This is a genomic window from Halomonas sp. PAMB 3232 (assembly GCF_031954225.1).
Lineage (GTDB): Bacteria > Pseudomonadota > Gammaproteobacteria > Pseudomonadales > Halomonadaceae > Vreelandella.
In genome coordinates this window covers 597,451-621,696 of the sequence record NZ_CP134865.1, presented here as the reverse complement: position 1 = coordinate 621,696, position 24,246 = coordinate 597,451, and the positions used below count along the sequence as shown (strand labels likewise).

18 protein-coding genes, 2 tRNA genes and 3 rRNA genes are annotated in these 24,246 nt (G+C 61.4%); 6 read left to right on the top strand and 17 right to left on the bottom strand.

The window, feature by feature from the left end; translation table 11 throughout:
- Window positions 1–44: 44 nt before the first annotated feature.
- The 6 genes from RN346_RS02905 to RN346_RS02880 all read right to left on the bottom strand — a co-directional run bounded on the left by RN346_RS02905 (window position 45) and on the right by RN346_RS02880 (window position 4,660).
- Window positions 45–119 (bottom strand) — tRNA-Gln (locus tag RN346_RS02905).
- Window positions 120–125: 6 nt separating this feature from the next.
- Window positions 126–201, bottom strand: a tRNA-Phe gene (locus RN346_RS02900).
- Between the two features lie 155 nt (window positions 202–356).
- The gene (locus tag RN346_RS02895) at window positions 357–632 is read right to left on the bottom strand and encodes an oxidative damage protection protein (protein WP_263585113.1); all 276 of its coding nucleotides are present in this window, start codon (window positions 630–632) and stop codon (window positions 357–359) included.
- Window positions 633–672: 40 nt separating this feature from the next.
- On the bottom strand, window positions 673–1,764 hold the full coding sequence (gene mutY / locus RN346_RS02890; RefSeq protein ID WP_311962057.1) for an A/G-specific adenine glycosylase: 1,092 nt from the start codon (window positions 1,762–1,764) through the stop codon (window positions 673–675).
- A 77-nt stretch (window positions 1,765–1,841) separates the two neighbouring features.
- Complete coding sequence (locus RN346_RS02885) at window positions 1,842–4,163, bottom strand: AsmA family protein (RefSeq protein WP_311962056.1); 2,322 nt, start codon at window positions 4,161–4,163, stop codon at window positions 1,842–1,844.
- Entirely contained in the window at window positions 4,163–4,660 is a 498-nt protein-coding gene (locus RN346_RS02880; protein ID WP_311962055.1) for a GNAT family N-acetyltransferase, read from the bottom strand. Before RN346_RS02880 ends, RN346_RS02885 begins: the two co-directional genes overlap by 1 nt.
- Window positions 4,661–4,844: 184 nt before the next feature.
- Between RN346_RS02880 and hisB the strand changes: the two genes are divergently transcribed.
- The 4 genes from hisB (at window position 4,845) to hisF (ending at window position 7,674) form a co-directional block, all read left to right on the top strand.
- The gene (hisB, locus tag RN346_RS02875; RefSeq protein ID WP_263585117.1) at window positions 4,845–5,438 is read left to right on the top strand and encodes an imidazoleglycerol-phosphate dehydratase HisB; all 594 of its coding nucleotides are present in this window, start codon (window positions 4,845–4,847) and stop codon (window positions 5,436–5,438) included.
- Window positions 5,439–5,504: 66 nt separating this feature from the next.
- A complete protein-coding gene (hisH, locus tag RN346_RS02870; protein WP_263585118.1) occupies window positions 5,505–6,146 on the top strand; it encodes an imidazole glycerol phosphate synthase subunit HisH in 642 nt (213 codons plus the stop codon).
- An 11-nt stretch (window positions 6,147–6,157) separates the two neighbouring features.
- Window positions 6,158–6,904, top strand: a complete 747-nt coding sequence (hisA, locus tag RN346_RS02865) for a 1-(5-phosphoribosyl)-5-[(5-phosphoribosylamino)methylideneamino]imidazole-4-carboxamide isomerase (RefSeq protein ID WP_263585119.1) — start codon at window positions 6,158–6,160, stop codon at window positions 6,902–6,904.
- Complete coding sequence (hisF, locus tag RN346_RS02860; protein WP_263585120.1) at window positions 6,901–7,674, top strand: imidazole glycerol phosphate synthase subunit HisF; 774 nt, start codon at window positions 6,901–6,903, stop codon at window positions 7,672–7,674. Before hisA ends, hisF begins: the two co-directional genes overlap by 4 nt.
- A gap of 114 nt (window positions 7,675–7,788) precedes the next feature.
- On the opposite strand, the gene RN346_RS02855 is transcribed toward hisF, so the two are convergent.
- Window positions 7,789–8,388, bottom strand: a complete 600-nt coding sequence (locus tag RN346_RS02855) for a YjaG family protein (RefSeq protein WP_311962054.1) — start codon at window positions 8,386–8,388, stop codon at window positions 7,789–7,791.
- Window positions 8,389–8,507: 119 nt separating this feature from the next.
- On the opposite strand from RN346_RS02855, the gene RN346_RS02850 reads away from it, so the two are divergent.
- Window positions 8,508–9,197: a type 1 glutamine amidotransferase gene (locus RN346_RS02850; RefSeq protein WP_311960118.1), complete on the top strand. Its 690-nt coding sequence runs from the start codon at window positions 8,508–8,510 to the stop codon at window positions 9,195–9,197.
- Here the strand turns inward: RN346_RS02850 and mnmH are convergent.
- The 4 genes from mnmH to RN346_RS02830 all read right to left on the bottom strand — a co-directional run bounded on the left by mnmH (window position 9,194) and on the right by RN346_RS02830 (window position 13,360).
- Window positions 9,194–10,276, bottom strand: coding sequence for a tRNA 2-selenouridine(34) synthase MnmH (mnmH, locus tag RN346_RS02845; RefSeq protein WP_311962053.1), 1,083 nt, complete (start codon window positions 10,274–10,276; stop codon window positions 9,194–9,196). The genes RN346_RS02850 and mnmH overlap by 4 nt on opposite strands.
- Window positions 10,277–11,314: a selenide, water dikinase SelD gene (gene selD / locus RN346_RS02840; RefSeq protein ID WP_311962052.1), complete on the bottom strand. Its 1,038-nt coding sequence runs from the start codon at window positions 11,312–11,314 to the stop codon at window positions 10,277–10,279.
- Window positions 11,315–11,401: 87 nt separating this feature from the next.
- Window positions 11,402–12,775 carry a DNA repair protein RadA gene (gene radA, locus RN346_RS02835; RefSeq protein WP_311962051.1) on the bottom strand — a complete coding sequence of 458 codons (1,374 nt, stop codon included), beginning with the start codon at window positions 12,773–12,775 and terminating at the stop codon, window positions 11,402–11,404.
- Between the two features lie 129 nt (window positions 12,776–12,904).
- Window positions 12,905–13,360: a copper resistance protein NlpE gene (locus RN346_RS02830; RefSeq protein ID WP_263585125.1), complete on the bottom strand. Its 456-nt coding sequence runs from the start codon at window positions 13,358–13,360 to the stop codon at window positions 12,905–12,907.
- A gap of 215 nt (window positions 13,361–13,575) precedes the next feature.
- Here RN346_RS02830 and hisC point away from each other — a divergent pair, with 215 nt between their 5' ends.
- The gene (hisC, locus tag RN346_RS02825; protein WP_311962050.1) at window positions 13,576–14,637 is read left to right on the top strand and encodes a histidinol-phosphate transaminase; all 1,062 of its coding nucleotides are present in this window, start codon (window positions 13,576–13,578) and stop codon (window positions 14,635–14,637) included.
- A 466-nt stretch (window positions 14,638–15,103) separates the two neighbouring features.
- Here the strand turns inward: hisC and rrf are convergent.
- From rrf to RN346_RS02795, 6 genes are all read right to left on the bottom strand, one after another.
- Window positions 15,104–15,219, bottom strand: a 5S ribosomal RNA gene (gene rrf / locus RN346_RS02820).
- A 130-nt stretch (window positions 15,220–15,349) separates the two neighbouring features.
- Window positions 15,350–18,239 (bottom strand): 23S ribosomal RNA (locus RN346_RS02815).
- Between the two features lie 332 nt (window positions 18,240–18,571).
- Window positions 18,572–20,106 (bottom strand): 16S ribosomal RNA (locus tag RN346_RS02810).
- The 16S, 23S and 5S rRNA genes sit together here, the layout of an rRNA operon.
- 483 nt (window positions 20,107–20,589) lie before the next feature.
- Window positions 20,590–21,465: a CDP-diacylglycerol--serine O-phosphatidyltransferase gene (pssA, locus tag RN346_RS02805; protein WP_311960109.1), complete on the bottom strand. Its 876-nt coding sequence runs from the start codon at window positions 21,463–21,465 to the stop codon at window positions 20,590–20,592.
- A 206-nt stretch (window positions 21,466–21,671) separates the two neighbouring features.
- Complete coding sequence (gene ilvN, locus RN346_RS02800; RefSeq protein WP_263585128.1) at window positions 21,672–22,163, bottom strand: acetolactate synthase small subunit; 492 nt, start codon at window positions 22,161–22,163, stop codon at window positions 21,672–21,674.
- Window positions 22,163–23,887 (bottom strand): acetolactate synthase 3 large subunit, encoded by a 1,725-nt coding sequence (locus RN346_RS02795; RefSeq protein ID WP_311962049.1) that lies wholly within the window; start codon window positions 23,885–23,887, stop codon window positions 22,163–22,165. Before RN346_RS02795 ends, ilvN begins: the two co-directional genes overlap by 1 nt.
- Window positions 23,888–24,246 lie beyond the last annotated feature (359 nt).

The following is a 24,246-nucleotide window of genomic DNA, read 5'->3' as shown; positions in this document are numbered from 1 at the left end:
GGCTTGCGTGAAGCGAGTCAGTCAACAAGAAATCTTGTTGGCAATGGCTGGGGTACCAGGATTCGAACCTGGGAATGCCGATACCAAAAACCGGTGCCTTACCACTTGGCGATACCCCAGCAGTGTGGTGGCCAGAGACGGAATCGAACCGCCGACACGGGGATTTTCAATCCCCTGCTCTACCAACTGAGCTATCTGGCCGCTGCCAACGGTGCGTATTAAACTAAAAACGCCGCTTTTCGTCAACACCTTTGTGAAACTTTCTTTCCGTTCACGAGGTTATGGCACACCGCGCGCTTTTCGCCCTGGCCTGCCGGTGGCGGCAAACGCCCGCGCGGCGGGCGCTTGAGGGGCCTTCAGGGCTGGCTGGGCGGCACGTAGCCTTCGGCCTGATCGGTGGGTTCGTTATCCAGAAAGCGCTCCATCTGCGTCATCAGGTACTGGCGCGATTCCGGCTCGAGCATGTTGAGGTGCTTTTCGTTGATCAGGCGGGTCTGCAGCGCCTGCCACTCCTCCCAGGCTTTTTGCGAAACCGTGGCCTGAATCTCCTGGCCCTTCTTGCCAGGCAGTGGCGGGAAGGCGAGGGCCGGTAGTTCCTGCTGATACTTGCGACAGAAAACGGTGTTGCTCATGAAGGTGCTCCTTGATGGGTGAGTTGCCCCCGAGTATGGGTCAGGGCCCCGGGGTGGGATCAAGCGAAAACGGCGCGAGCTGTTTTAAAAGCGATTTGACCGGCGCGGCCAGTCCCAGCGCCGGCGGGTCCAGCGGGTCGAACCAGACGCCCTTCTCGCGCACACCGTTAAGCCCTGCGCATCGCGCCGGCTGCGGGGTGATCGCCAGACGAAAGTGGCTAAAGGTGTGGGTGAAGCCGGGAAGCGCAGGCTCGATGATCGCACTGTCGGTGAAGGTATCCAGCCAGTCGCTGAGCGCGGCGCGGTCGTCGAACTGGGGCAGGCTCCAGAGCCCGCCCCAGAGGCCAGAAGGCGGGCGCTGTTCGAGCCAAACGCGCCCCTGTTCGTCGCGCAGCACCAGCATCAGTGTGTTGCGGGTGGGCAGGGTCTTTTTCGGCTTGGACTCGGGATAGCGCTGCGGCGCGCCCTCTTTATAGGCGGCGCACACATCAGCAAATGGGCAGATCACGCAGTCCGGCCGGGCGCGGGTGCAGAGCGTGGCGCCGAAATCCATGATCGCCTGGGTGTAGTCGGCCAAGCGCTCATTAGGGGTGAAGTAGTCGGCCAGCTGCCAAAGCGTACGCTCCACGGCGGGCTTTCCGGGCCAGCCGGGCACGGCGTGAAGCCTGGATAGCGAGCGTTTGACGTTGCCGTCCAGAATGGCGGCGCGCGTGCCCTGACTTTGGGCGATGATGGCGCCCGCGGTCGAGCGACCAATGCCGGGCAGCGCCATGAGCGCCTCGACGCTCTCGACCGGCAGCTCGCCGCCGTGCTCGTCACGCGCGGTTTGAGCGGCCTTGTGCAGGTTGCGGGCGCGGGCGTAGTAGCCAAGCCCGGTCCACAGGTGCAGCACCTCATCCTGGTCGGCGTTGGCCAGCGCGTTTAGCGTGGGAAAGCGCTCCATGAAGCGCTCGAAGTAGGGAATCACGGTCGTGACCTGGGTTTGCTGCAGCATGATCTCGGAGACCCACACGCGGTAGGCGCTGCGCGGCGACTGCCAGGGCAGATCATGGCGGCCGTACTGGTCGAACCAGGCCAGCAGCCGGCGTTGAAATTCAGGGGCCGTTAAACACGGCGTCGGCGTATCGGCCATGGGGTGAAAACACTCCGCGGGCAGGGCAGGAAAAAAAGCGCCGGCCCAGAGGCCGGCGCTCCCAAAGAGTAGCGGGATCAGTCGAAGAGGTTGCGAATGCCGTTACGCAGCTCGCGCACGTTCTCTTCACCGAGGCGGTCGTTCAGTTCGTCGAGGGTCTCGCCAAGGCGCTCTTCGATCTGCGCGTCGGCCTCGTCCTGCAAGAGCGACACGACCGAGGCCTGGAAGGCGTCACGGTCGAGCCGGCACCACTGGGACTTGTCGTCATCGAGATGGCCCTCGCAGAGCACCGGCAGCGCCAGCGCCTGAAGGCGCGGGTTGACGTTGCAGGCGGCGTCGGCGGTATCCACCAGTCGGGCGTTGGCATGAGTCAGAAAGTTCATGCTGGTGAGGTTCAGCTCGCCGCTGCCCTGCATGTCGATACCCGGCAGCGTCACCATCAGGTCGTCGCTGGTCACTACGCCGTTGCGCACGTTGAAGGTGGCGTCGAAGCGATCGAAGCGGGTATCCGGCTGCCAGTCGCGCAGCGTGCCCTCGCCTTCGAGTTTGGCGACGAGCTCGCACACCTGCTGCGAAATGTTGGTTTGCAAAATGGCGCCGTTGTCGAGGCGCGCGTCGAGCTCGCCGTTGAGATTGCTGGTCAGCACGTCGCGCGTGTTACCGCGCGTGGTGAGCTCGCCCTGCAGGTTGAAGCGCCCGCGAATCGGCGACGGTTCTTCACTGAATGCCTCGATCATGGGCGCCACCTGTACGCCACTGATGGCGGGCGCGAACTGCCACGCCAGCACCGGCTCACGGGCGTCGATCGAGCCCGTCGCCTCCAGCGTGCCATCGTAGAAGCGCGACTCGAAGCCGGTCAGCCGGTGAAGGCCCTGCTCGCCGCGAAGCGACAGCCGGGTGTCATCGAAAGTGAGCCCGGCAAGTGTGAGCCGGTCCACTTCCAGGTCGCCTTCCAGATCCAGCGCAGCGAGCCACGCCTGGGGCAGCAGCGGGTTTGCCTCCTGGGCAACGGCACGGCGAATGAGGCCGTGGCTCGCCTGCTGGGCGGTGACCGGCCCCGGCAGATAATAATCCAGATCGAGGTGATCGCCGGAAAGATCGAAGCGCAAGGCGCTGCCGTCCAGCGCCGCGGCCAGCTCACCGGTAAAGGTGCTGTCATCGAGCACTAAAGAGAGCTGGGGCAGCGTGATCTGCTCCAGGTCGCCCTCGACGGGGCTGGTCATGGCGACATCGCTCAGCGCGGCTTCGCTGGCGGTATTGAGCGACACGCCCATGCGCGAAAGCCAGGGGCGCAGCGTGAAGGGCGCGGCGTTGAGCTGACCCTGATACTGCGGGGCGTCCAAAAACTGTTCGACGTTGAGATGGCCGCTCAGGCGCAAGTTATCGGGGCCGGTGAGCTCGGCGTCGCGAAGCTGTGCGGTTTGCGCGCCCCAGTCGCCGTCCAGGGCGAACGCCAGCGCCATCGCCAGCCCTCCCTGCCAGTTCTCCGAGTGGCGCAGGCCGGTTTCGATCACCCCGTCGCTGACGCTGAAGCGCTGCTCGCCGAGCCAGGCGATCATTTCGGCGGCTTTCAGGCTGAGTTGCTGCGGCTCTTCTTCGCTGGCGGTGGTCGAGCGGGTGGAGAGCTGGAAGTCCTCGAAGGTAACGCGTTCATCGTTCAGGCCCAGCAGCACGCGGGTCTCCAGGCTCATCTCGCTGGTAAAGGCCGGGGTGCGCTCGAGCGCTTCGGCGTCCAGGCGATTTTGCCGGGTCAGGGTGAACATCGCCTTGAGCGGAAACGCGCGCGACGGGTTGACGTTGCTGCCGTTGATATCGAGCGACTGCAGCCGCCAGAGCGCCTGGTTGGGCGCATCGCGATAGCGAATGTCGGCGTTTCGCACCTCCACGCTTGCGATGTTGAGCACCACCGAGAGGCTGCCCGCGTCGACGTGGGGCCCGGCGCTGGCCGGGGCCAGCACGGTTTCGGCGGATTCGCTGTTCTGCTCGGCAAGACGCTCCACGAGCGGCTGCCAGTTGCCCTCTCCACTCGCGTCTCGCTCAAGATTCAGGCGTACGCCGTCCAGCGTCAGGCCGTCGATGGCGATTTCACCGCGTAAAAGCGGTGCAAAGGCGACGCTGACCTCGGCCCTGTCCACGGCGGCGAACGAGGTATCCTCGACGGGCTGCTCGGGAAGCCAGGCGCGCGCCTGGGACACGCTGACGCCGATGCGCGGGTAGAACGACCAGGTGATCGGCCCTTCCAACGCCAGATTGAGCCCGGTTTGCTCTTCGACCACCTCGACCAGGCGCGGTTTGAAATCCTCGGGATCCAAAAAGGTGGTGACATACACCACGGCGGCGACGGCCACCATGGCCAGAATGCCGACCGCGGCTAGCAAAATACGCAATAACTGTTTCATCACCCGTTCCCTTGTGGGTCTAGCTCGACATACTCATGAATACCGCTGTCACTCAAGGCGCCGCTACCGGCCGCCGGTGGCGCGGAAAAAGGCCGATAGCCGATTTTGGACAGCAGGATACGATCGGCCAGCGGCAGCGAGCCGGCATCGATACGAAGCGTGCGACCATCCTCTTTTGCCTGCTCGCCCAACAGTGCCATAAGGCGGGAGCCGACGCCACGCCGCCTGGCGGAGCTTTTCACGCAAAGCTCGGAAAGCCACCAGGCACGATCATCGGCTTCATATATGGCCACCGCGCCCAGCAGATGGCCGTTGAACCGGGCGCAGGCGAAGAACTGACGCGGCGACTGGACCAGATGCTGCTCGATGAACGGCGCGACCGTCCGGGTGCGTAGCCGCTCCCGGGGAGCGTCGGCATAGATACGTGAAAGCTCCTGGCGTACGGCATCGTCCGTCTCCCAGCGGGTCTGATCGACATACAAAAGCGTCACCGGCATGCTCAATCCTCCTGGCTGCGTTTGCGCCGCCCTGCCCGCTGAAATCGGCGACCTTTCGCGCATTGTAGCGGATGGGGTCATCGATTCTCTATAATGGCCGTTTGGCTCGCTATTATGTCCAAGGTCGGGCGTGGACGTTCACGCCTCGCCGCCCCACTATGCGCGCAAGCGCAGGAGATGCAACATGTCAGCGCGAACTGCCACGGTCAGCCGTGACACCAACGAAACGCAGATCACCGTGACCATCGACCTCGACGGCGAAGGCCATTTGAAGGGCGAGTCTGGCGTGGCGTTTCTTGATCACATGCTGGATCAAGTCGCGCGTCATGGCATGATCGACATCACCATGGACGTCACCGGCGACCTGCACATCGACGCCCACCACACGGTCGAGGATCTGGGCATTACGCTCGGCCAGGCGTTCGACCAGGCCGTGGGCGACAAGCGCGGTATCGTGCGCTACGGTCACGCCTACGTGCCGCTCGATGAAGCGCTTTCGCGCGTGGTGGTCGACTTTTCCGGCCGCGCGGGGCTGTTCATGAACGCCACCTTTACCCGGGCAATGATCGGGGCGATGGACACGCAGCTGTTCAGCGAGTTTTTCCACGGCTTCGTCAACCACGCCCGGGTCACGCTGCATATCGACAATCTCAAGGGCGAAAACGCTCACCACCAGGCGGAAACCATCTTCAAGGCCTTTGGCCGGGCGCTGCGCATGGCGCTTGCCGAGGACCCGCGCATGGCGGGAAAAATGCCCTCGACCAAGGGAACGCTTTGATGCCGGCCGCTTCTCGCCGTACGCCCTCGCCCACCGTTATTCGCCCACCCCTGTAAGGAGCGCAACATGACCATTGCCGTTATCGATTATGGAATGGGCAATCTGCATTCCGTGGCCAAGGCGCTTGAACACGTAACCCACGAAAACGTCATCATCACCCGCGATGCCCGCCGCATTCTGGGCGCCACCCGCGTGGTGCTGCCAGGCCAGGGCGCGATTCGCGACTGTATCGGCGAGCTCGAGCGCACCGAACTGCGCGGCCTGGTCGATGACATCCTGACCCGCCAGGCCAAACCCTTGCTCGGCATCTGCGTCGGCCAGCAGATGCTGATGGAGAAAAGCGAGGAGAACGGCGGCGTCGACTGCCTGGGCTTTTTTCAGGGCAGCGTCGACCGCTTCCCGCTCGATATGCGCGACGAACATGAGCAGCGCCTGAAGGTGCCCCACATGGGCTGGAACCGGCTCACCCAGCACCACGACCATCCGCTGTGGGAAGGCATCGAGGATGGCGAGCGTTTCTACTTCGTTCACGGCTACTACGTCAACGCCACGACGGATGACCACGTGCTCGGCACGACCCAATATGGCGATGTGAAGGCGCACGTCGCTATCGGACGCGATGCCACCTTCGCTGTGCAGTTTCACCCGGAAAAAAGCGCGCGGGCCGGTCTTCGCCTGCTCGAAAACTTCGTTACCTGGACGCCCTGAGAGGATTCACCATGCTAGTCATTCCCGCCATTGATCTCAAAGACGGCCAGTGCGTACGCTTGAAGCAGGGCCGCATGGAGGACTCGACCTCCTACGGCGACGACCCGGTCGCCATGGCCGGACGCTGGGTGGAGGCCGGCGCGCGCCGCCTGCACCTGGTGGATCTCAACGGCGCCTTCGAGGGCAAGCCGGTCAACGGCGACGCAGTCACCGCCATCGCCCGTGCCTACCCGAACCTTCCGATCCAGATCGGCGGCGGTATTCGCAGTGCCGAGACCATCGAGCACTACTTAAGCGCCGGCGTCTCGTATGTGATCATCGGTACCAAGGCGGTGAAGGAGCCCGAGTTCGTCGGCGAGATGTGCCGCGCCTTTCCCGGCAACATCATCGTCGGGCTCGACGCGAAGGACGGGTTCGTGGCCACCGACGGCTGGGCGGAAGTGTCCACCATCAAGGCCACCGAGCTTGCCAAGCGCTTCGCCGGTGACGGCGTCTCCAGCATCGTCTACACCGATATCGCTCGCGACGGCATGATGCAGGGTGTGAACATCGACGCCACCGCCGAGCTTGCCCGCGAAGGCGGCCTTCCGGTGATCGCCTCCGGTGGGGTGACCAACCTCGACGACATCAAGGCGCTTTGCGACGTCGCCGACAGCGGCATCCTCGGAGCGATCACCGGCCGCGCCATCTACGAAGGGAGCCTGGACGTGCGTGAAGCCCAACGCCTGAGCGATGAACTGACCGGAGGTCGAACATGAGTCTGGCCAAACGCATCATTCCGTGTCTGGACGTCGACGCCGGCCGCGTCGTCAAGGGCGTGAACTTCGTCGGCATCCGCGATGCTGGCGACCCGGTGGAGATCGCCAAGCGCTATAACCAGCAGGGCGCCGACGAAATCACCTTTCTGGATATCACCGCAAGCTCTGACGAGCGCGCCACCACCGTCGACATGGTCTCGCGCATCGCCGGCGAGGTGTTCATTCCGCTCACCGTGGGCGGCGGTATCCGCAGCTGTGACGACATTCGCACCATGCTCAACGCCGGCGCTGACAAGGTCTCGATCAACACCGCCGCAGTGACCAACCCGGAGTTCGTCTTCGAGGCCGCCGAGCGCTTCGGCAGCCAGTGCATCGTGGTCGCCATCGACGCCAAGAAGGTGTCCGGTGAAGGCGAGCCGCCGCGCTGGGAGATTTTCACCCACGGCGGGCGTAAGCCCACCGGGCTCGATGCCGTCGAGTGGGCAAAAAAGATGGTGGCCCTCGGCGCCGGCGAGCTGCTTTTAACCAGCATGGACCGCGACGGCACCAAAAGCGGCTTCGATTTGGGCGTAACCCACGCCATTTCCGAGGCGGTGAGCGTACCGGTGATCGCCTCCGGCGGGGTGGGCAACCTGCAGCACCTGGTGGATGGCGTGATCGAAGGCGGCGCCGACGCGGTACTGGCGGCGAGCATTTTCCACTTCAGCGAATACACCATTCCGGAAGCCAAGCGCTACATGGCCGAGCGCGGCATCGAAATGCGCCTTTAGCGCGCGGCTCATATCATCGCCTAATATCGTCGTCTTACACTTCTGCCCGGAGCCCTTGCAACCGAAGCACTCCGGGCCGTTTGCCTTGCGTCAGAGCGCCTTTCGGCCTGGATGTCAGGCGTCGTCGTCCAGGCTGAGCCCCAAATTACTGACGCCGCCGTTGCGCCCGAGCACACGCAGTTCCTTGAGCGCGGCCTTGTCGAGCGGCGCGCTGACCGCCTCGAGCACCGCGTCCTGAAAGTCGTTTTCGTCCTCCATGAGCGGGTGGTCGCGAATGATCAGCGCAAGCTTCTGGGCGTCCACTTCGCCTTCGGTCAGCTCGATGAAGGCGCGCACGCCGGCCCGCGAGGTGCGGCTGACATCCAGCACCGCCTCTCCGGCGTCCCCCTGTAGCGTGTCGAGCAGCGCGTTCACCGCGACCACCGCATCCAGCGCGCGCCGCGCGCCGAAGCTGTCGTCGTCTTCCGGCGGCTCGCACTCGGCAAGCTTCTCGGCCTGGCGGGCAAAATCGATACTCGCGCCGGGTACCTGCAAGCGCTCCCACACAAGGCTCAGCACGGTCTTGAGCGTGTGGCTGTCGCCCTGGCCGGTGGTTTGCTCGTACAGCGCATAGTTGGGTATCAGACGCTCACAAAGCGCGGCCATGAAGGCCTGCTGGGCGTTCAGCGGAAGCGTCTGAAGAAGCTGATAAAATCCAGAGGGTTTGGCCACCATGTTGATTTCCTGAGCCTTTATAGGGGTGAAAAGGGTATTGGTGAAGACAAGGCGATACGTTATCGTCGCACATTCGCAAACGCGACTTTGACGCGACGACGGCCGGCGAGGAGATTACCATGCATATTCATCTACTACAGCACGGCCCGCACCACGGCCCCGCCCGCCTGACCGACTGGCTCGACAGCATGGGCCACAGCTACACGGTTTTTCATCTGTTCGACGGCGAGCTGACCCCGCGCCCCGGCGAGTGCGATGCGCTCATCGTGCTCGACGGCCCGGAGGAGTTGATTCAAACCCCGCCCGCCTGGTCCAGAGCGGAGAAAAAACTTTTGAACCGCTACCTGGACGGCCAGCGTCCGGTGCTCGGCATCGGTTTGGGGGCGCTGTGGATTGCCGAGGCGCTGGAGGCGGTAATCGCCCCGGGCACCTACCCGGAAACCGGCTGGCACGGCGTTACGCTTGCCCCGGAAAGCCCGTTCGATCTTCCCGAGCGCTTCGAGGCGTTCATGTGGCACCGCTACGTGTTCAGCCTGCCGGATGCCGCCCTGCCGCTGGGCGGCAGTGACGCCGCCCCGCTTCAGGGCTTTGCCTGGGATGCCGGGCGAGTGGTGGGGCTTTTGTGTCACTTCGAGGTCACCGCCCAAAGTGCCGCCGAGCTTTTCGCGCACCCGCCCGCTGCGCCGGCCACGGCCGCCGGCCAACGCTATCTGCAAAGCGAAGCGGCCATTCTGGAAACCCCCAAGCGCTTTCACGGCCTGGCACCGCTACTTGATCGCGTCATGCTGCAGTGGCTGGCCCGCGCCTAGGCGCTCCACTGACGGGCGGCGTCCAGGCAGCTCTCCCAGTCGCCCACATGAAGCTCCGCCGGGGCACTCTGGCGCCGCTCCAAGTGATAACGGTAGAGCGGGTCGTAGTATTCGGTCAGAAGCGGGCCAAGCCAGGCTTCGTGGGCCTGGGTGTTGCCCAGGTCGTGGGCATCGAACGCCAGCGCCTGCAACCGCTGAAGGCGCTGCAGGCGCGCATTACCCAGCCGCTTGGCTAGCCGCTTCAGGCTATTGGAAAGCTGCTCTTTCATGCGCGCACGGCCTTCCTCGGCGCCAAACCGCGCCACGAACGCCGCCTCCAGCGCTTCGATATAATCATGGCGAAGCTGATCCAGACGCCAGTCCAGCGGCATCTCGACGCGAATGCGCGGTGCTTTTTCCATCGCGTGCCAGAAAGTGAGAGGAATGTTGGCATTGCCGATCTGGCGCGACTCATCCTCCATCACCAGCTTACCGGGGCGGTCCAGCAGCTGCACTGCAAGCGCGTGCTCGAAATCGATTTGCGTCGTGGGCGCCTCGACCTGGCGGCCAAACGCCGAGCCCTTGTGGTTGGCGCAGGCCTCCAGGTCGATGCCGTTTTCGAGACGGTTGATCAGTACGGTCTTGGCAGAACCGGTCAGCCCGGCCACTACCAGCATGGGTTGCTCGGCGGCCTGGTCGATACGCTCGCAAAGTGCGCGGCGCATCTCTTTCCAGCCCCCCGCGATCCGGGGTACATCGACGCCCTCCTCGGCAAGCCATGTCGTGGCGATCTGCGAGCGTAGGCCGCCGCGAAAGCAGTAGATCAGCGCGTCCGGGTGGCGTGACAGATACTCGCGCCAGGCCGCAATACGCGCCCGCTTGACCTCGCCGCTAACCAACCGCTCGCCCAGGGCGATCGCCGCCTGTTGGCCGTGCTCCTTGTAGGCGATACCGACCTGATGGCGCTCCTCGTCGACCATCAGCGGCAGGTTGACCGCACCAGGAAGGCTCCCCTGAGCAAACTCGACCGGCGCGCGCACGTCGATCAGCGGCGTGCCCTTGTGAATCAGCTGGGTCGTGGCGGGTACGTCATTTCTCATCTAGCCGACCACATCGATCAGTGCATCGCCTTCCCGCGCCTTCATGGTGCCGAAGGGCTGAAGATCGAGCCCGTGCTCGCGGCCAATGCGCTCCACGTCATCCTCCCAGGCCGGGTCGACGCTGAGCAGAAGACCGCCGGAGGTTTGGGGATCGCACAGCCACTGCCAGTGCGCTTCGTCCATCGGTTTGAGCTGCCCACCCAGCGCTTCGTGATTTCTGAGCGTGCCGCCGGGCACCGCGCCCTGGCGGCGGTAGGCTTCGGCCTCGGCAAGGCGCGGCAGCCGGCGAAAATCGATCTGCGCCATGACGTTGCTGGCACTGCAGATCTCGCTGAGATGGCCGGCCAGACCAAACCCGGTGACATCGGTCATGGCGTTGAGCCCCTTCACTTTGGCAAGCTCCACGCCGATGCGGTTGGATTTGAGCATGGTTTCGCGGGCCAGGCCATGGTGGCCCGCTTCCAGCAGGCCGCGCTTTTCGGCGGTGGTCAAAAGGCCCACGCCGAGCGGCTTGGTCAAAAAGAGCAGGTCGCCGGGTTTGGCGCCGCTATTGAGCTTGAGCTGGTCGAGCTGGATCAGCCCGTTCACCGCCAGGCCAAAAATGGGCTCGGTGGAGTCGATGGAGTGCCCGCCGGCCAGCGCCACGCCGTGCTCGCGGCACACGCCCTGGGCACCGGCCACCACGTCGCCGGCGATCTCCGGGGCAAGCTTGTTGACCGGCCAGCCCAGAATACTCAGCGCCATGACTGGCGTGCCGCCCATGGCGTAGATATCGCTGATCGCGTTGGTCGCGGCAATACGCCCGAAATCGAAGGGGTCATCGACGATCGGCATGAAGAAGTCGGTGGTCGAGATCATGCCCCGGCCATCGCCCAAATCGAACACGGCGGCGTCTTCACGCCCCTGGTTGCCCACGATGAGCTGCTTGTGGCCGGCGCTCGGGCCCGCCTTGGCCAGAATGCTGTCGAGCACGTCCGGGGCGATCTTGCAGCCGCAGCCGGCGCCGTGGCTATATTGGGTCAGTCGAATCGAACTCATGGCGTCTCTCCTTGAAACCCACCGGTCGTCGCGTTTGCCCGCGTGATCGTCGATAGGTCGTTGTTTTCCATTTAAGCGTAGTACAGCTTAAAGCGCTTCCAGCGCATCGCTCAACTTATCCACGGCGATGACTTCCATGCCCTTGGGCGGCTGCTTCGGCGCGTTGGCCCTCGGCACGATCGCGCGTAAAAAGCCGTGTTTGGCGGCCTCGGAAATGCGCTCCTGGCCGCTGGGTACCGGACGAATCTCGCCGGACAGCCCCACCTCGCCGAACACCACCAGCTCCTTCGGCAGCGCCCGGTTTTGCAGGCTCGACACCACAGCCAGCAGTACCGCAAGATCGGCGCTCGTTTCCAGCACCTTGACGCCGCCGACCACGTTCAGAAACACGTCCTGGTCGCCGGTAAAGAGCCCGCCGTGGCGGTTGAGCACGGCGAGCAACATCGCCAGTCGGTTCTGATCGACCCCCACCGCCACACGGCGCGGATTACCCAGCGCCGACTCGTCCACCAGCGCTTGCACCTCGACCAGAATCGGCCGCGTGCCCTCCCACACCACCATGACCAGACTCCCCGGCGCCTGCTCTTCCTGACGGGAGAGAAAGATCGCGCTGGGGTTCTTGACCTCTTTCATGCCCTGCTCGAGCATCGCGAAGACGCCGAGTTCGTTCACCGCGCCGAAGCGGTTTTTCTGCCCCCGTAAAGTTCTAAAGCGCGAGTCGGCGCCGCCTTCGAGCAGAAGCGAGGCATCGATCATGTGCTCGAGCACCTTGGGGCCGGCCAGGGTGCCGTCTTTCGTCACGTGGCCGACCAGCAGCAGTACCGTGTTGCTCTGCTTGGCAAAGCGGGTGAGCGCGGCCGAGGATTCGCGCACCTGGGCCACGCCGCCGGGGGCGGAGCTAATGTCCTCGAGGTGCATGGTCTGGATCGAGTCGATCACCAGTATTTCCGGCTTTTCGCGCTCGGCAACGGCAAGAATCGTTTCGACGCTGGTTTCGGCCAGCATCTTGAGCCCGCTGGTGGGTAGCTGCAGGCGGTGGGCGCGCATGGCGACCTGGGAAAGCGACTCTTCACCGGTGACGTACATGATGCGCCGCGTTTGAGCGAGCTTGCAGGCGGTTTGCAGCAGCAGGGTCGACTTGCCCGCCCCCGGGTTTCCGCCCAGCAGCACCGCCGAGCCGGGCACGAGCCCGCCGCCCAGCACGCGGTCGAACTCGGCGAAGGTGGAGCTCAGCCTCGGGACCTCGCTCAAATCGACCTTGCTCAGATCGACCACGTCACGGGAAAGATCTCCTGCGTAGCCGCTTCGACCCTGAGCGGGCGCCCCGGCACCGGGCCGGGCGCTCGCCATGCGCACCTCGCTCAGGGTATTCCATTCCTGGCAGCTCGAGCACTGCCCCTGCCACTTGCGGTATTCGGCTCCGCACTCGGTGCACACATAGGCGCTTTTGACTTTGGCCACGCCGCGCTGCTCCTGTCTTGCTTGCCGCCCGGCGGCCGCTACAAGGTGCCGGGCAAATACACGAAAGGCGGCTCAGGGCCGCCTTTCACACTCACGGCGCGTACGCCGTGACGCTCATCGCTTGAGCGCTTACCGGCGCTGCAGCTGCAGCATTTCACCGTTCTCGAAGCGACGACGTTCCGGGTCGATCAACTCGAGCGTTTGTTCGCTGATTTTCTGGAAGTAGTAGATCTGTCCATCGCCGTTGGGCGTCAGCTCATAAACGGTCGCGTTGGAATCCGACGGCGTGCCGGTCAGCACTTCCCAGTTACCGGAGTAGTTTTCGTCCGGCGGGGTCTGGGGATGGTTACGATAGCTTGCCGTCAGGTCGAACGTCCGCTCCTGCGGGGCGCTGGTCTCTTCACCTTCCAGCGTCACGTTCAGGTCGATGCCATCACAGTTACGGCACGGCAGCGTTCCCTGATAGGTGGCCTGAGACGCGCTCATGGCGGGAGCGTCCTGGCCCTGCTGATCGGTCTGGCCCGATGCGCAGCCCGCCAGTAGTGCCAACATAGCCGAACCGGCTAGCAAACTCCGAAATTGCATTGGGTGTCTCCTTATCGTGTTGGACATACATTTCTTTCGTGCGCTTATGACAGCATAACCGCTACAAGGTGCGACGCCCACCCCTCGATGCGTTGCATTCATGTCAAATAATCGCCAGACAAAACAGCCGCCTGTAATAGTCATGGATGCGTCTTGCGCTTGATCGTGGCTCGGGCCACCATAATGCTCCTTGCAAGAGCCACCAGGTGTCCCTCATGAGCCAATTCTGGAGCCCCGCCGTCCGGTCGCTGACCCCGTACGTGCCCGGCGAACAGCCCGTCGAGCGTCTGATCAAGCTCAACACCAATGAAAACCCCTATCCGCCGGCCCCGGGCGTGGGTCAGGCGCTGCGCGATTACGCCACCGACCACTTGCGCCTCTACCCGGACCCGACCTCCCGCGCGCTTCGACAGACACTGGCCGATACGTTCGACGTCGACCTGGAGCAGACGTTTGTCGGCAACGGCTCCGATGAGGTGCTGGCCTTCGCCTTCCAGGCCTTTTTCTGCCACGGCGCGCCGCTCGATGCGCCGGCCATTACCTATAGCTTTTACCCGGTCTACGCCAAACTGTACGGGATCGAACTTCGCCAGCACTCGCTCAACGCCCAGTGGGAAGTCGACCTCGACGCCCTGACCGCGAGCGCCGAGCGCAGCGGCGTCATCCTGGCCAACCCCAACGCGCCTACCGGCCACGCCCACTCGCTCGAGAACATCGAGGCACTTCTACAGCGGGTACCGGATCGCGTGGTGCTGGTCGATGAGGCCTACGTCGACTTCGGCGCCGATAGCGCCGTTGCGCTCATCAAACGCTACCCGAACCTGCTGGTGACCGGTACGTTCTCCAAATCAAGAAGCCTTGCCGGCCTACGGCTGGGCTACGCGATTGGCTCGCCGGCGCTGATCGAGGGGCTGCAGCGGGTCAAGGACTCCTTCAACTCCTTCCCGGTGGATAGCCTGGCCAGTGTGTTGGGTATCGAGGCGCTCAAGGATCAGGCGCACTTCGACGCCTGCCGCAACCATGTGATCGCCACTCGCGAGCGCACCCGCGAACGCCTCGAGGCGCTCGGCTTTGAGGTACTGCCGTCAAAAGCCAACTTCGTGCTGACGCAGCATCCCGACTTTCAAGGCGCCCAGCTCTTCGCCGGCCTTCGCGAGCGCGGCATTCTGGTACGCCACTTCAACACGGATATTCTGGGCAACTTCCTGCGCATCACCATCGGCACCGATGATGAAATGGATAGCCTGATGGAAGCGTTGGAAAGCATTTGTCGTTAACTGGTGATAGCCATTTCAACCCGCTCTTGTAGGAGCAGGCTTTAGCCAGCGACGCGGCGCACCGCTTGGGTGGACGGCAGGCACGATGGCAAACCCAACCCCGGGCGGCTGTCGCCGCCATCGCCCGATGAATCGGGCTCCTACGGTAGATCGGGGCACGATTGTCCCGTAGGAGCAGGCTTTAGCCAGCGATGCGGCGCACCGCGCCGCTTGGGTGAATGGCAGGCACGATGGCAAACCCAACCCCGGGCCCTGGGCGGCTGTCGCCGCCATCGCCCGATGAATCGGGCTCCTACAGTAAATCGGGGCGCGATTGTCCGTAGGAGCAGGCTTTAGCCAGCGATGCGGCGCACCGCGCCGCCGGGGTGGTCACCGGCCACCCAGCCGGCCACCGGCTCTCCTGCTTTTTTCCGCGCATAAAAAAAATCCCCCGCCTCAACGAGACGGGGGATTTTCGGGTGTAGGTGCCTGACGATAACCTACTCTCGCATGGGGAGACCCCACACTACCATCGGCGCGTTGCGGTTTCACTTCCGAGTTCGGCAAGGGATCGGGTGGTTCACGCAAGCCATGGTCGTCAGGCGTAACTTTCAATGTATATCGGCTGACGGTTTCGTGATCGTCTCGTTCGACATGAAGCCTCTCGCTTCATGCTCGTGCGTATCCGGTTCCTGCTTCGTTGTCACTGCGGGCCGAACCCCTTGGGTGTTATAGGGTCAAGCCTCACGGGCCATTAGTACACGTTAGCTCAACACCTTGCGGTGCGTCCACACCGTGCCTATCAACCAGCTGGTCTCGCTGGGCCCTTCAGGAGGCTCGAGGCCTCGGGGATGTCTCATCTTGAAGGGGGCTTCCCGCTTAGATGCTTTCAGCGGTTATCCCGTCCGCACATAGCTACCCGGCAATGCCACTGGCGTGACAACCGGAACACCAGAGGTGCGTCCACTCCGGTCCTCTCGTACTAGGAGCAGCCCTTCTCAAACATCCAACGCCCACGGCAGATAGGGACCGAACTGTCTCACGACGTTCTAAACCCAGCTCGCGTACCACTTTAAATGGCGAACAGCCATACCCTTGGGACCGACTTCAGCCCCAGGATGTGATGAGCCGACATCGAGGTGCCAAACACCGCCGTCGATGTGAACTCTTGGGCGGTATCAGCCTGTTATCCCCGGAGTACCTTTTATCCGTTGAGCGATGGCCCTTCCATACAGAACCACCGGATCACTAGAACCTGCTTTCGCACCTGCTCGACGTGTCTGTCTCGCAGTCAAGCACCCTTATGCTCTTGCACTCATTGCACGATGTCCGACCGTGCTGAGGGTACCTTCGTGCTCCTCCGTTACTCTTTGGGAGGAGACCGCCCCAGTCAAACTACCCACCACACACTGTCCTCGACCCGGATAACGGGTCGGAGTGAGAACACCAATGATGCCAGGCCGGTATTTCAAGGGTGGCTCCCTCCGAACTGGCGTCCGGAGTTCCTAGCCTCCCGGCTATCCTACACAGGCAACATCAGTATCCAGTGTGAAGCTATAGTAAAGGTTCACGGGGTCTTTCCGTCTAGCCGCGGGTACACCGCATCTTCACGGCGATTTCAATTTCACTGAGTCTCGGGTGGAGACAGCGTGGCCATCATTACGCCATTCGTGCAGGTCGGAACTTACCCGACAAGGAATTTCGCTACCTTAGGACCGTTATAGTTACGGCCGCCGTTTACCGGGGCTTCGATCAGGAGCTTCGGACGAATCCTAACACCATCACTTAACCTTCCGGCACCGGGCAGGCGTCACACCCTATACGTCCGCTTGCGCGTTGGCAGAGTGCTGTGTTTTTACTAAACAGTTGCAGCCACCTGGTATCTTCGGCCGGTTCGGGCTCGGGGAGCAAGTCCCTCTACCCTACGCCGGCGTGCCTTCTCCCGAAGTTACGGCACCATTTTGCCTAGTTCCTTCACCCGAGTTCTCTCAAGCGCCTTGGGATTCTCACCCTGACCACCTGTGTCGGTTTGGGGTACGGTCGCACATGATCTGAAGCTTAGAGGCTTTTCCTGGAAGCGTGGCATCAGTGACTTCCGGCCCAAAGGCCGTTCGTCTCGCATCTCGGCCTTGAACGCCCGGATTTGCCTGAGCATTCAGCCTACCTGCTTTCACCGGGACAACCAGCGCCCGGCTCACCTAGCCTTCTCCGTCCCCCCATCGCAATCATGTCCGGTACGGGAATATTGACCCGTTTCCCATCGACTACGCCTTTCGGCCTCGCCTTAGGGGCCGACTCACTCTGCTCTGATTAGCATCGAACAGAAACCCTTGGTCTTCCGGCGGGGGAGTTTTTCACTCCCCTTATCGTTACTCATGTCAGCATTCGCACTCGTGATACCTCCAGCAGACCTCTCGATCCACCTTCGTCGGCGTACACGACGCTCCTCTACCGCGCATCCATAAGGATGCACCCGTAGCTTCGGTACCTGGTTTAGCCCCGTTACATCTTCCGCGCAGGCCGACTCGACCAGTGAGCTATTACGCTTTCTTTAAAGGATGGCTGCTTCTAAGCCAACCTCCTGGCTGTCTGAGCCTTCCCACATCGTTTCCCACTTAACCAGGATTTGGGGACCTTAGCTGACGGTCCGGGTTGTTTCCCTTTTCACGACGGACGTTAGCACCCGCCGTGTGTCTCCCACGCTGCACTCACCGGTATTCGGAGTTTGCCTCGGGTTGGTAAGTCGGGATGACCCCCTAGCCGAAACAGTGCTCTACCCCCGGTGGTGATACGTGAGGCGCTACCTAAATAGCTTTCGAGGAGAACCAGCTATCTCCGGGCTTGATTAGCCTTTCACTCCGATCCACAAGTCATCCAAATCTTTTTCAACAGATCCTGGTTCGGGCCTCCAGTTGATGTTACTCAACCTTCACCCTGCTCATGGATAGATCGCCCGGTTTCGGGTCTATATCCAGCGACTGGTCGCCCAGTTAAGACTCGATTTCTCTACGCCTCCCCTATTCGGTTAAGCTCGCCACTGAATATAAGTCGCTGACCCATTATACAAAAGGTACGCAGTCACAGAACGAGTCTGCTCCCACTGCTTGTACGCACACGGTTTCAGGATCTATTTCACTCCCCTCGCCGGGGTTCTTTTCGCCTTTCCCTCACGGTACTGGTTCACTATCGGTCAGCCAGGAGTATTTAGCCTTGGAGGATGGTCCCCCCGTCTTCAATCAGGGTTTCTCGTGCCCCGACCTACTCGATTTCACTGTGCTCGGATTTCGGCTACGGGACTATCACCCGCTATGGTCAGACTTCCCAGACTGTTCGCCTATCGATTGCACAACTTAAGGGCTGGTCCCCGTTCGCTCGCCGCTACTGGGGGAATCTCGGTTGATTTCTTTTCCTCGGGGTACTTAGATGTTTCAGTTCCCCCGGTTCGCCTCGTATCCCTATGTATTCAGGATACGATACCGACCTTGTGGTCGGTGGGTTTCCCCATTCAGAGATGTCCGGGTCACAGGTCGTTTGCCACCTCACCGGACCTTATCGCAGGCTTCCACGTCTTTCATCGCCTCTGGCTGCCTAGGCATCCACCGTGTGCGCTTCATTGCTTGACCCTATAACCCGAAGGAGTCCGGGCCCGCAATGACAACGATTGCCGGATACGCTTGAGACGTATCACAAAACAATTGCGTATCGAGATCACGTCACGATTACAGGAGCCGAAGCTCATGTCACCGTATCGTCATTCGATACTGTCAGCATGATATACATTGTTAAAGAGCGACTGCCATAAGCAGTGACAAGCGTTTTTTCACGTTAAAAAAAGAAGACCTTTAGGGATTTTTCTTTTGAAGCGTGAAGGACAAAACGTTTGTCACTGCTCATTTAACAGTTTCTTGATCAGGCAATTCATTGTGGACGTTTACCGCGAGGATGACGCATCGTTTAAGGAGGTGATCCAGCCGCAGGTTCCCCTACGGCTACCTTGTTACGACTTCACCCCAGTCATGAACCACACCGTGGTGATCGCTTTCCCGAGGGTTAAGCTAACCACTTCTGGTGCAGTCCACTCCCATGGTGTGACGGGCGGTGTGTACAAGGCCCGGGAACGTATTCACCGTGGCATTCTGATCCACGATTACTAGCGATTCCGACTTCACGGAGTCGAGTTGCAGACTCCGATCCGGACTGAGACCGGCTTTTCGGGATTCGCTTGCTCTCGCGAGTTCGCTGCCCTTTGTACCGGCCATTGTAGCACGTGTGTAGCCCTGCTCGTAAGGGCCATGATGACTTGACGTCGTCCCCACCTTCCTCCGGTTTGTCACCGGCAGTCTCCCTAGAGTTCCCGCCATTACGCGCTGGCAAATAGGGACAAGGGTTGCGCTCGTTACGGGACTTAACCCAACATTTCACAACACGAGCTGACGACAGCCATGCAGCACCTGTCTCTGCGTTCCCGAAGGCACCCCGGAATCTCTTCCGGGTTCGCAGGATGTCAAGAGCAGGTAAGGTTCTTCGCGTTGCATCGAATTAAACCACATGCTCCACCGCTTGTGCGGGCCCCCGTCAATTCATTTGAGTTTTAACCTTGCGGCCGTACTCCCCAGGCGGTCGACTTATCGCGTTAACTTCGCCACAAGGTGCACAAGGCACCCAACGGCTGGTCGACATCGTTTACGGCGTGGACTACCAGGGTATCTAATCCTGTTTGCTACCCACGCTTTCGCACCTCAGTGTCAGTGTCAGTCCAGAAGGCCGCCTTCGCCACTGGTATTCCTCCCGATCTCTACGCATTTCACCGCTACACCGGGAATTCCACCTTCCTCTCCTGCACTCTAGCCTGACAGTTCCGGATGCCGTTCCCAGGTTGAGCCCGGGGCTTTCACAACCGGCTTGTCAAGCCACCTACGCGCGCTTTACGCCCAGTAATTCCGATTAACGCTTGCACCCTCCGTATTACCGCGGCTGCTGGCACGGAGTTAGCCGGTGCTTCTTCTGTGGGTGATGTCCTTCCTGACGGGTATTAACCGGCAGGCCTTCTTCCCCACTGAAAGTGCTTTACAACCCGAGGGCCTTCTTCACACACGCGGCATGGCTGGATCAGGCTTGCGCCCATTGTCCAATATTCCCCACTGCTGCCTCCCGTAGGAGTTCGGGCCGTGTCTCAGTCCCGATGTGGCTGATCATCCTCTCAGACCAGCTACGGATCGTCGCCCTGGTGAGCCGTTACCTCACCAGCTAGCTAATCCGACATGGGCTCGTCCGATAGCGGGAGCCGAAGCCCCCTTTCTCCCGTAGGACGTATGCGGTATTAGCCTGGGTTTCCCCAGGTTATCCCCCACTATCGGGTGGATTCCCATGCATTACTCACCCGTCCGCCGCTCGCCACCAGGAAGCAAGCTTCCCGTGCTGCCGCTCGACTTGCATGTGTTAAGCCTGCCGCCAGCGTTCAATCTGAGCCATGATCAAACTCTTCAGTTTAAAATCAGTGTGATTCTTGCCTGCCCATGTACGACGACATGACGCAGAGGCGAATCAATCCTGGCTCAAGGTTCAAACGAATTTACCGTGATACCTCGAAAGGTATCGCTGTGTTCGTCTGCCTTGATATAAGGTGACTTGTCACCCTCATCGGCAAACGCCCACATGAATTGCCTGATCAAATTGTTAAAGAGCTGTTCGACGAACCGTTCGATGACCTGAACCGCTTGCCCGTCGAGGAAGGCGTATTCTACGCATTCCGGTGAATTTGTCAACCGCTGATTTCAGCGAGTGAAGCGAGCCATTCAAACCTGCCGAACAGTGCTCTAACTTCCTGACAAACCGAAGGTTTTCACCTTCATCCACCGCTGGAAACGTTGTCCGTCCCCGGCAGCGGATGCGTACTTTACGGATTTGGTCGGGCGAGCGCAAGGGCTTTTTTCAAAAAGATGCGTGCCGTCATCAGGGTGTCATACAGCCGTGTCAGGCACGCCCTTTTTTACGGCCGTTTTTAGCCTTGCGCATAACCGCATGTACCGGGCCGGAAAGCACATAGGCACCGAACAGCAGTAGCAGCATCGCGGACGGTTCTACCGAGATCATCACGAAACCGAGTACCACCGCCAGCAGTACGACAAATGGCACCGGCTTTTTGAAGTCGAGCTCCTTGAAGCTGTAGTAGCGGATATTGCTGACCATCAAAATGCCCGCCGCGCCGACCAGTACCAGCATCAGAAGTTTGAAGCCAAAGGCGTCGGCGTCGAAGCTGTGAAAGGTCCAGACACTGGCCGCCACAACTGCCGCCGCAGAAGGGCTCGGTAGGCCGATGAACCACTTCTTGTCGGTGCTACCGATCTGTACGTTGAAGCGGGCAAGCCTTAACGCGGCGCAGGCCACATAAAGAAAGGCAACGACCCAGCCGGTCTTGCCGATATCCTGCAAAATCCAGCTAAAGGCCACCAGCGCGGGCGCCATGCCAAACGAGATCATGTCGGCGAGGCTATCGTACTCGGCGCCGAAAGCACTTTGAGTGTTGGTCATGCGCGCCACGCGCCCGTCCAGCCCATCGAGCACCATGGCGATGAAAATGGCGATAGCCGCCGAGCTAAAGTCGCCGTTGATGCCGGCCACCACGGCAAAGAAGCCGGAAAAGAGCGCCGAGGTGGTAAAGAGGTTGGGCAGCAGGTAAATCCCCTTGCGGCGAATTTTTTTGCCGTCCTCGACGGACTCTTCGACCACCTCGGTTTCACGTAGAAATGCCGTAGCGAGGTCTTCGTTGCTCACCGAGTCGCTGTCGCGGTCGGGCTTGTAAGGCGGCGGCGTATGTCCTGGCTCTTGATCGTGAGCATCCTGAGTCATGTGCGTCATCCCTAATCTGAAATCGTTTGTAGTCCGGTTTTCATTCTACACGCTACCCGGCCGGCGGCTACCGCGATTACGGCTATCGCAACAGCCTGGCTCAAACGTCGGTAGAGTGCGATAACTACCACACCGCCATGCCTGCAAAGCGCTGACAAAAAAGCCGCCCCTTGGGGCGGCTTTTAAACGCAGGCGAAGAGCGAGCGCTAGAGCGACAGCACCTTGTCGCCCCGAGCGATACCGGACACCCCGGTGCGCGCCACTTCGAGAATGCCCACCGGCGCCATGGCCTGCAGGAACGCGTCAAGTTTGGCGGCGTCGCCGGTGATCTGCACGGTGTAGAGGCTCGGCGTCACATCCACCACCTGGGCGCGGAAGATGTCGACCGTGCGTTTGACCTCGTCGCGGGCAGCGCCCAGCGCTTTCACTTTCACCAGCATCAGCTCGCGCTCGATGTGGTTACCCTCGGTCAAATCGACCAGCTTGACCACGTCGATCAGCTTGTTGAGGTGCTTGGTGATCTGCTCGATCACGCGATCATCGCCCACCGTGGTGACCGTCAGCCGTGAGAGCGACGGGTCTTCGGTGGGTGCAACGTTGAGCGTTTCGATGTTGAAGTTACGCTGAGAAAACAAGCCCACCACACGTGATAGCGCACCCGGTTCGTTTTCCAGAAGAATCGAGATGATATGACGCATCAGGTACGCTCCGTTTTGGACAGCAGCATGTCACGCATCGCGCCAAGCGGCACTTGCATCGGATAGACGTGCTCGAAGGGGTCGACCTTGATATCGAGGAACACCAGTTCGTGCTTGTCTTCGAAGGCACGGGCCAGTGCCGGCTCCAGCTCCTCTTTCGTGGTCACGGTAATCGCGGTAAAACCGTAGGCCTCGATCAGAAGATGGAAATCCGGCAAGGACTCCATGTAGGAGTGGGCGTGGCGCGACTTGTAGTTCAAGTCCTGCCACTGGCGCACCATGCCGAGCGACTGGTTGTTCAGGTTAACGATCTTCACCCCTACCCCGTACTGCTTACAGGTAGAGAGTTCCTGCATCATCATCTGAAAGCTGCCTTCACCGGTGATACACACCACGTCATCATCCGGATAGCTCTTCTTGATGCCCATGGCCGCCGGAAAACCGAAGCCCATGGTGCCCAACCCCCCGGAGGTGATCAGCCGGTTGGGCTTGTCGAACTTGTAGTACTGAGCGGCGAACATCTGGTGCTGGCCGACATCGGTGGTGACGAACGCCTCGCCCCGGGTCACGCGGCAAACTGCCTCGACCACTTCCTGAGGCTTGAGCGCCTCGCCGGCGTTGGACGGCTCATAGAGCTTGCCTTCGCGATCCAGGCGCCAGCCGTCGATCTTCTCCCACCATTCGTTAAGCGCGTCGGTGTTTTCCACCGTGCGCCCTTGAACGAGGCTGATCATCTCGTTGATGACGCCGGCGGCAGGGCCGACGATCGGCACGTCGGCGCGCACGGTCTTGGAGATCGAGCTCGGGTCGACGTCAACGTGAACGATTTTCGCCGTGGGGCAGAATTTCGAGGTGTTGTTGGTCACCCGGTCGTCGAAGCGCGCACCGATGGCAATGATCAAATCCGCGTGGTGCATCGCCATGTTGGACTCATAAGAGCCGTGCATGCCGAGCCAACCCAGGCACTGCTTGTCGCTTTGAGGGTAGGCGCCGATGCCCATGAGCGTGGTGGTAATCGGAAAGCCGAGTTTCTTGACCAGATCCGTCAAACCTTCGCTGGCACGGCCGGTGACCACGCCGCCGCCGGTATAGAACACCGGGCGTTTGGCCTTGAGCATCAGCTCGACGGCCTTTTTGATCTGCCCGGTGTGGCCGCGGCTGACCGGGTTATAAGAGCGCAGCTTGACCTTTTTCGGGTAAGCGTACTCGTAGCGCTCGGTCGGCGCGGTCATATCCTTCGGGATATCGACCACCACCGGGCCCGGGCGGCCGGTCGAGGCGAGATAGAACGCCTTTTTCAGCACGTCCGGAATTTCGGAAGGGTGACGAATCGAGAAGCTGTGCTTCACGATCGGGCGGGTCACGCCGACGATATCGGTTTCCTGAAAGGCGTCTTCGCCGATCAGATGGCTCATGACCTGGCCGCACAGTACGACCATGGGAATGGAGTCCATGTAGGCGGTGGCGATGCCGGTCACGGCGTTGGTCGCGCCGGGCCCGGAGGTCACCAGCACCACGCCGGGCTTACCGGAGGCGCGGGCGTAGCCGTCGGCGGCGTGGGTCGCCGCCTGCTCGTGGCGCACCAGAATATGTTTGACATCGTCCTGACGGAAGAGCGCATCATAGATATGTAGCGCCGCCCCACCGGGGTACCCATAAATGTATTCGACGCCCTCGTCTTTCAAGAAGCGGGCGATCATGTCTGCGCCGGAAAGCAGTTCCACAGTAATTCTCCCCTAAAGGTCTCGAGTGCGATCCGCAGATGGCTGCGGGGTCGAGTGCGGCGGTATGCCGCTGCCGGCGATGCCGACACCTGATGCCAAACCCTGGCATACGGCCCGGTTAGGGCCAGCACTCTCATCGGAGGCCGTGTTGAAACGGCGTCCTTTCACGGCGGTTCACCGCGTCGGGGCGTTGGCCAGGCCAAGCGGTTGACTTGAGCCCGGAAGTCCTTCGGCGGGTAAAGGCGAAAGCCTACCCTTCACGCGGGGATAGGGGGTTACCCGTGGGGTCCGCGTCCGCAAATCAGGAACCCACAAGATTCCAATAGCGCCTCTTGCCTGTCAACCTTTCATCGCCCCAA

Excerpts from the sequence above, each read along its gene's own strand:
- hisC (WP_311962050.1), top strand. The coding sequence starts at position 13,576 with ATGAGCCAATTCTGGAGCCCCGCCGTCCGGTCGCTGACCCCGTACGTG.
- ilvN (WP_263585128.1), bottom strand. The coding sequence starts at position 22,163 with ATGCGTCATATCATCTCGATTCTTCTGGAAAACGAACCGGGTGCGCTA.
- hisF (WP_263585120.1), top strand. The coding sequence starts at position 6,901 with ATGAGTCTGGCCAAACGCATCATTCCGTGTCTGGACGTCGACGCCGGC.
- RN346_RS02885 (WP_311962056.1), bottom strand. The coding sequence starts at position 4,163 with ATGAAACAGTTATTGCGTATTTTGCTAGCCGCGGTCGGCATTCTGGCC.
- hisA (WP_263585119.1), top strand. The coding sequence starts at position 6,158 with ATGCTAGTCATTCCCGCCATTGATCTCAAAGACGGCCAGTGCGTACGC.
- mutY (WP_311962057.1), bottom strand. The coding sequence starts at position 1,764 with ATGGCCGATACGCCGACGCCGTGTTTAACGGCCCCTGAATTTCAACGC.
- selD (WP_311962052.1), bottom strand. The coding sequence starts at position 11,314 with ATGAGTTCGATTCGACTGACCCAATATAGCCACGGCGCCGGCTGCGGC.
- RN346_RS02855 (WP_311962054.1), bottom strand. The coding sequence starts at position 8,388 with ATGGTGGCCAAACCCTCTGGATTTTATCAGCTTCTTCAGACGCTTCCG.
- mnmH (WP_311962053.1), bottom strand. The coding sequence starts at position 10,276 with ATGAGAAATGACGTACCCGCCACGACCCAGCTGATTCACAAGGGCACG.
- RN346_RS02895 (WP_263585113.1), bottom strand. The coding sequence starts at position 632 with ATGAGCAACACCGTTTTCTGTCGCAAGTATCAGCAGGAACTACCGGCC.
- pssA (WP_311960109.1), bottom strand. The coding sequence starts at position 21,465 with ATGACTCAGGATGCTCACGATCAAGAGCCAGGACATACGCCGCCGCCT.
- hisH (WP_263585118.1), top strand. The coding sequence starts at position 5,505 with ATGACCATTGCCGTTATCGATTATGGAATGGGCAATCTGCATTCCGTG.
- RN346_RS02850 (WP_311960118.1), top strand. The coding sequence starts at position 8,508 with ATGCATATTCATCTACTACAGCACGGCCCGCACCACGGCCCCGCCCGC.
- RN346_RS02830 (WP_263585125.1), bottom strand. The coding sequence starts at position 13,360 with ATGCAATTTCGGAGTTTGCTAGCCGGTTCGGCTATGTTGGCACTACTG.
- hisB (WP_263585117.1), top strand. The coding sequence starts at position 4,845 with ATGTCAGCGCGAACTGCCACGGTCAGCCGTGACACCAACGAAACGCAG.
- RN346_RS02880 (WP_311962055.1), bottom strand. The coding sequence starts at position 4,660 with ATGCCGGTGACGCTTTTGTATGTCGATCAGACCCGCTGGGAGACGGAC.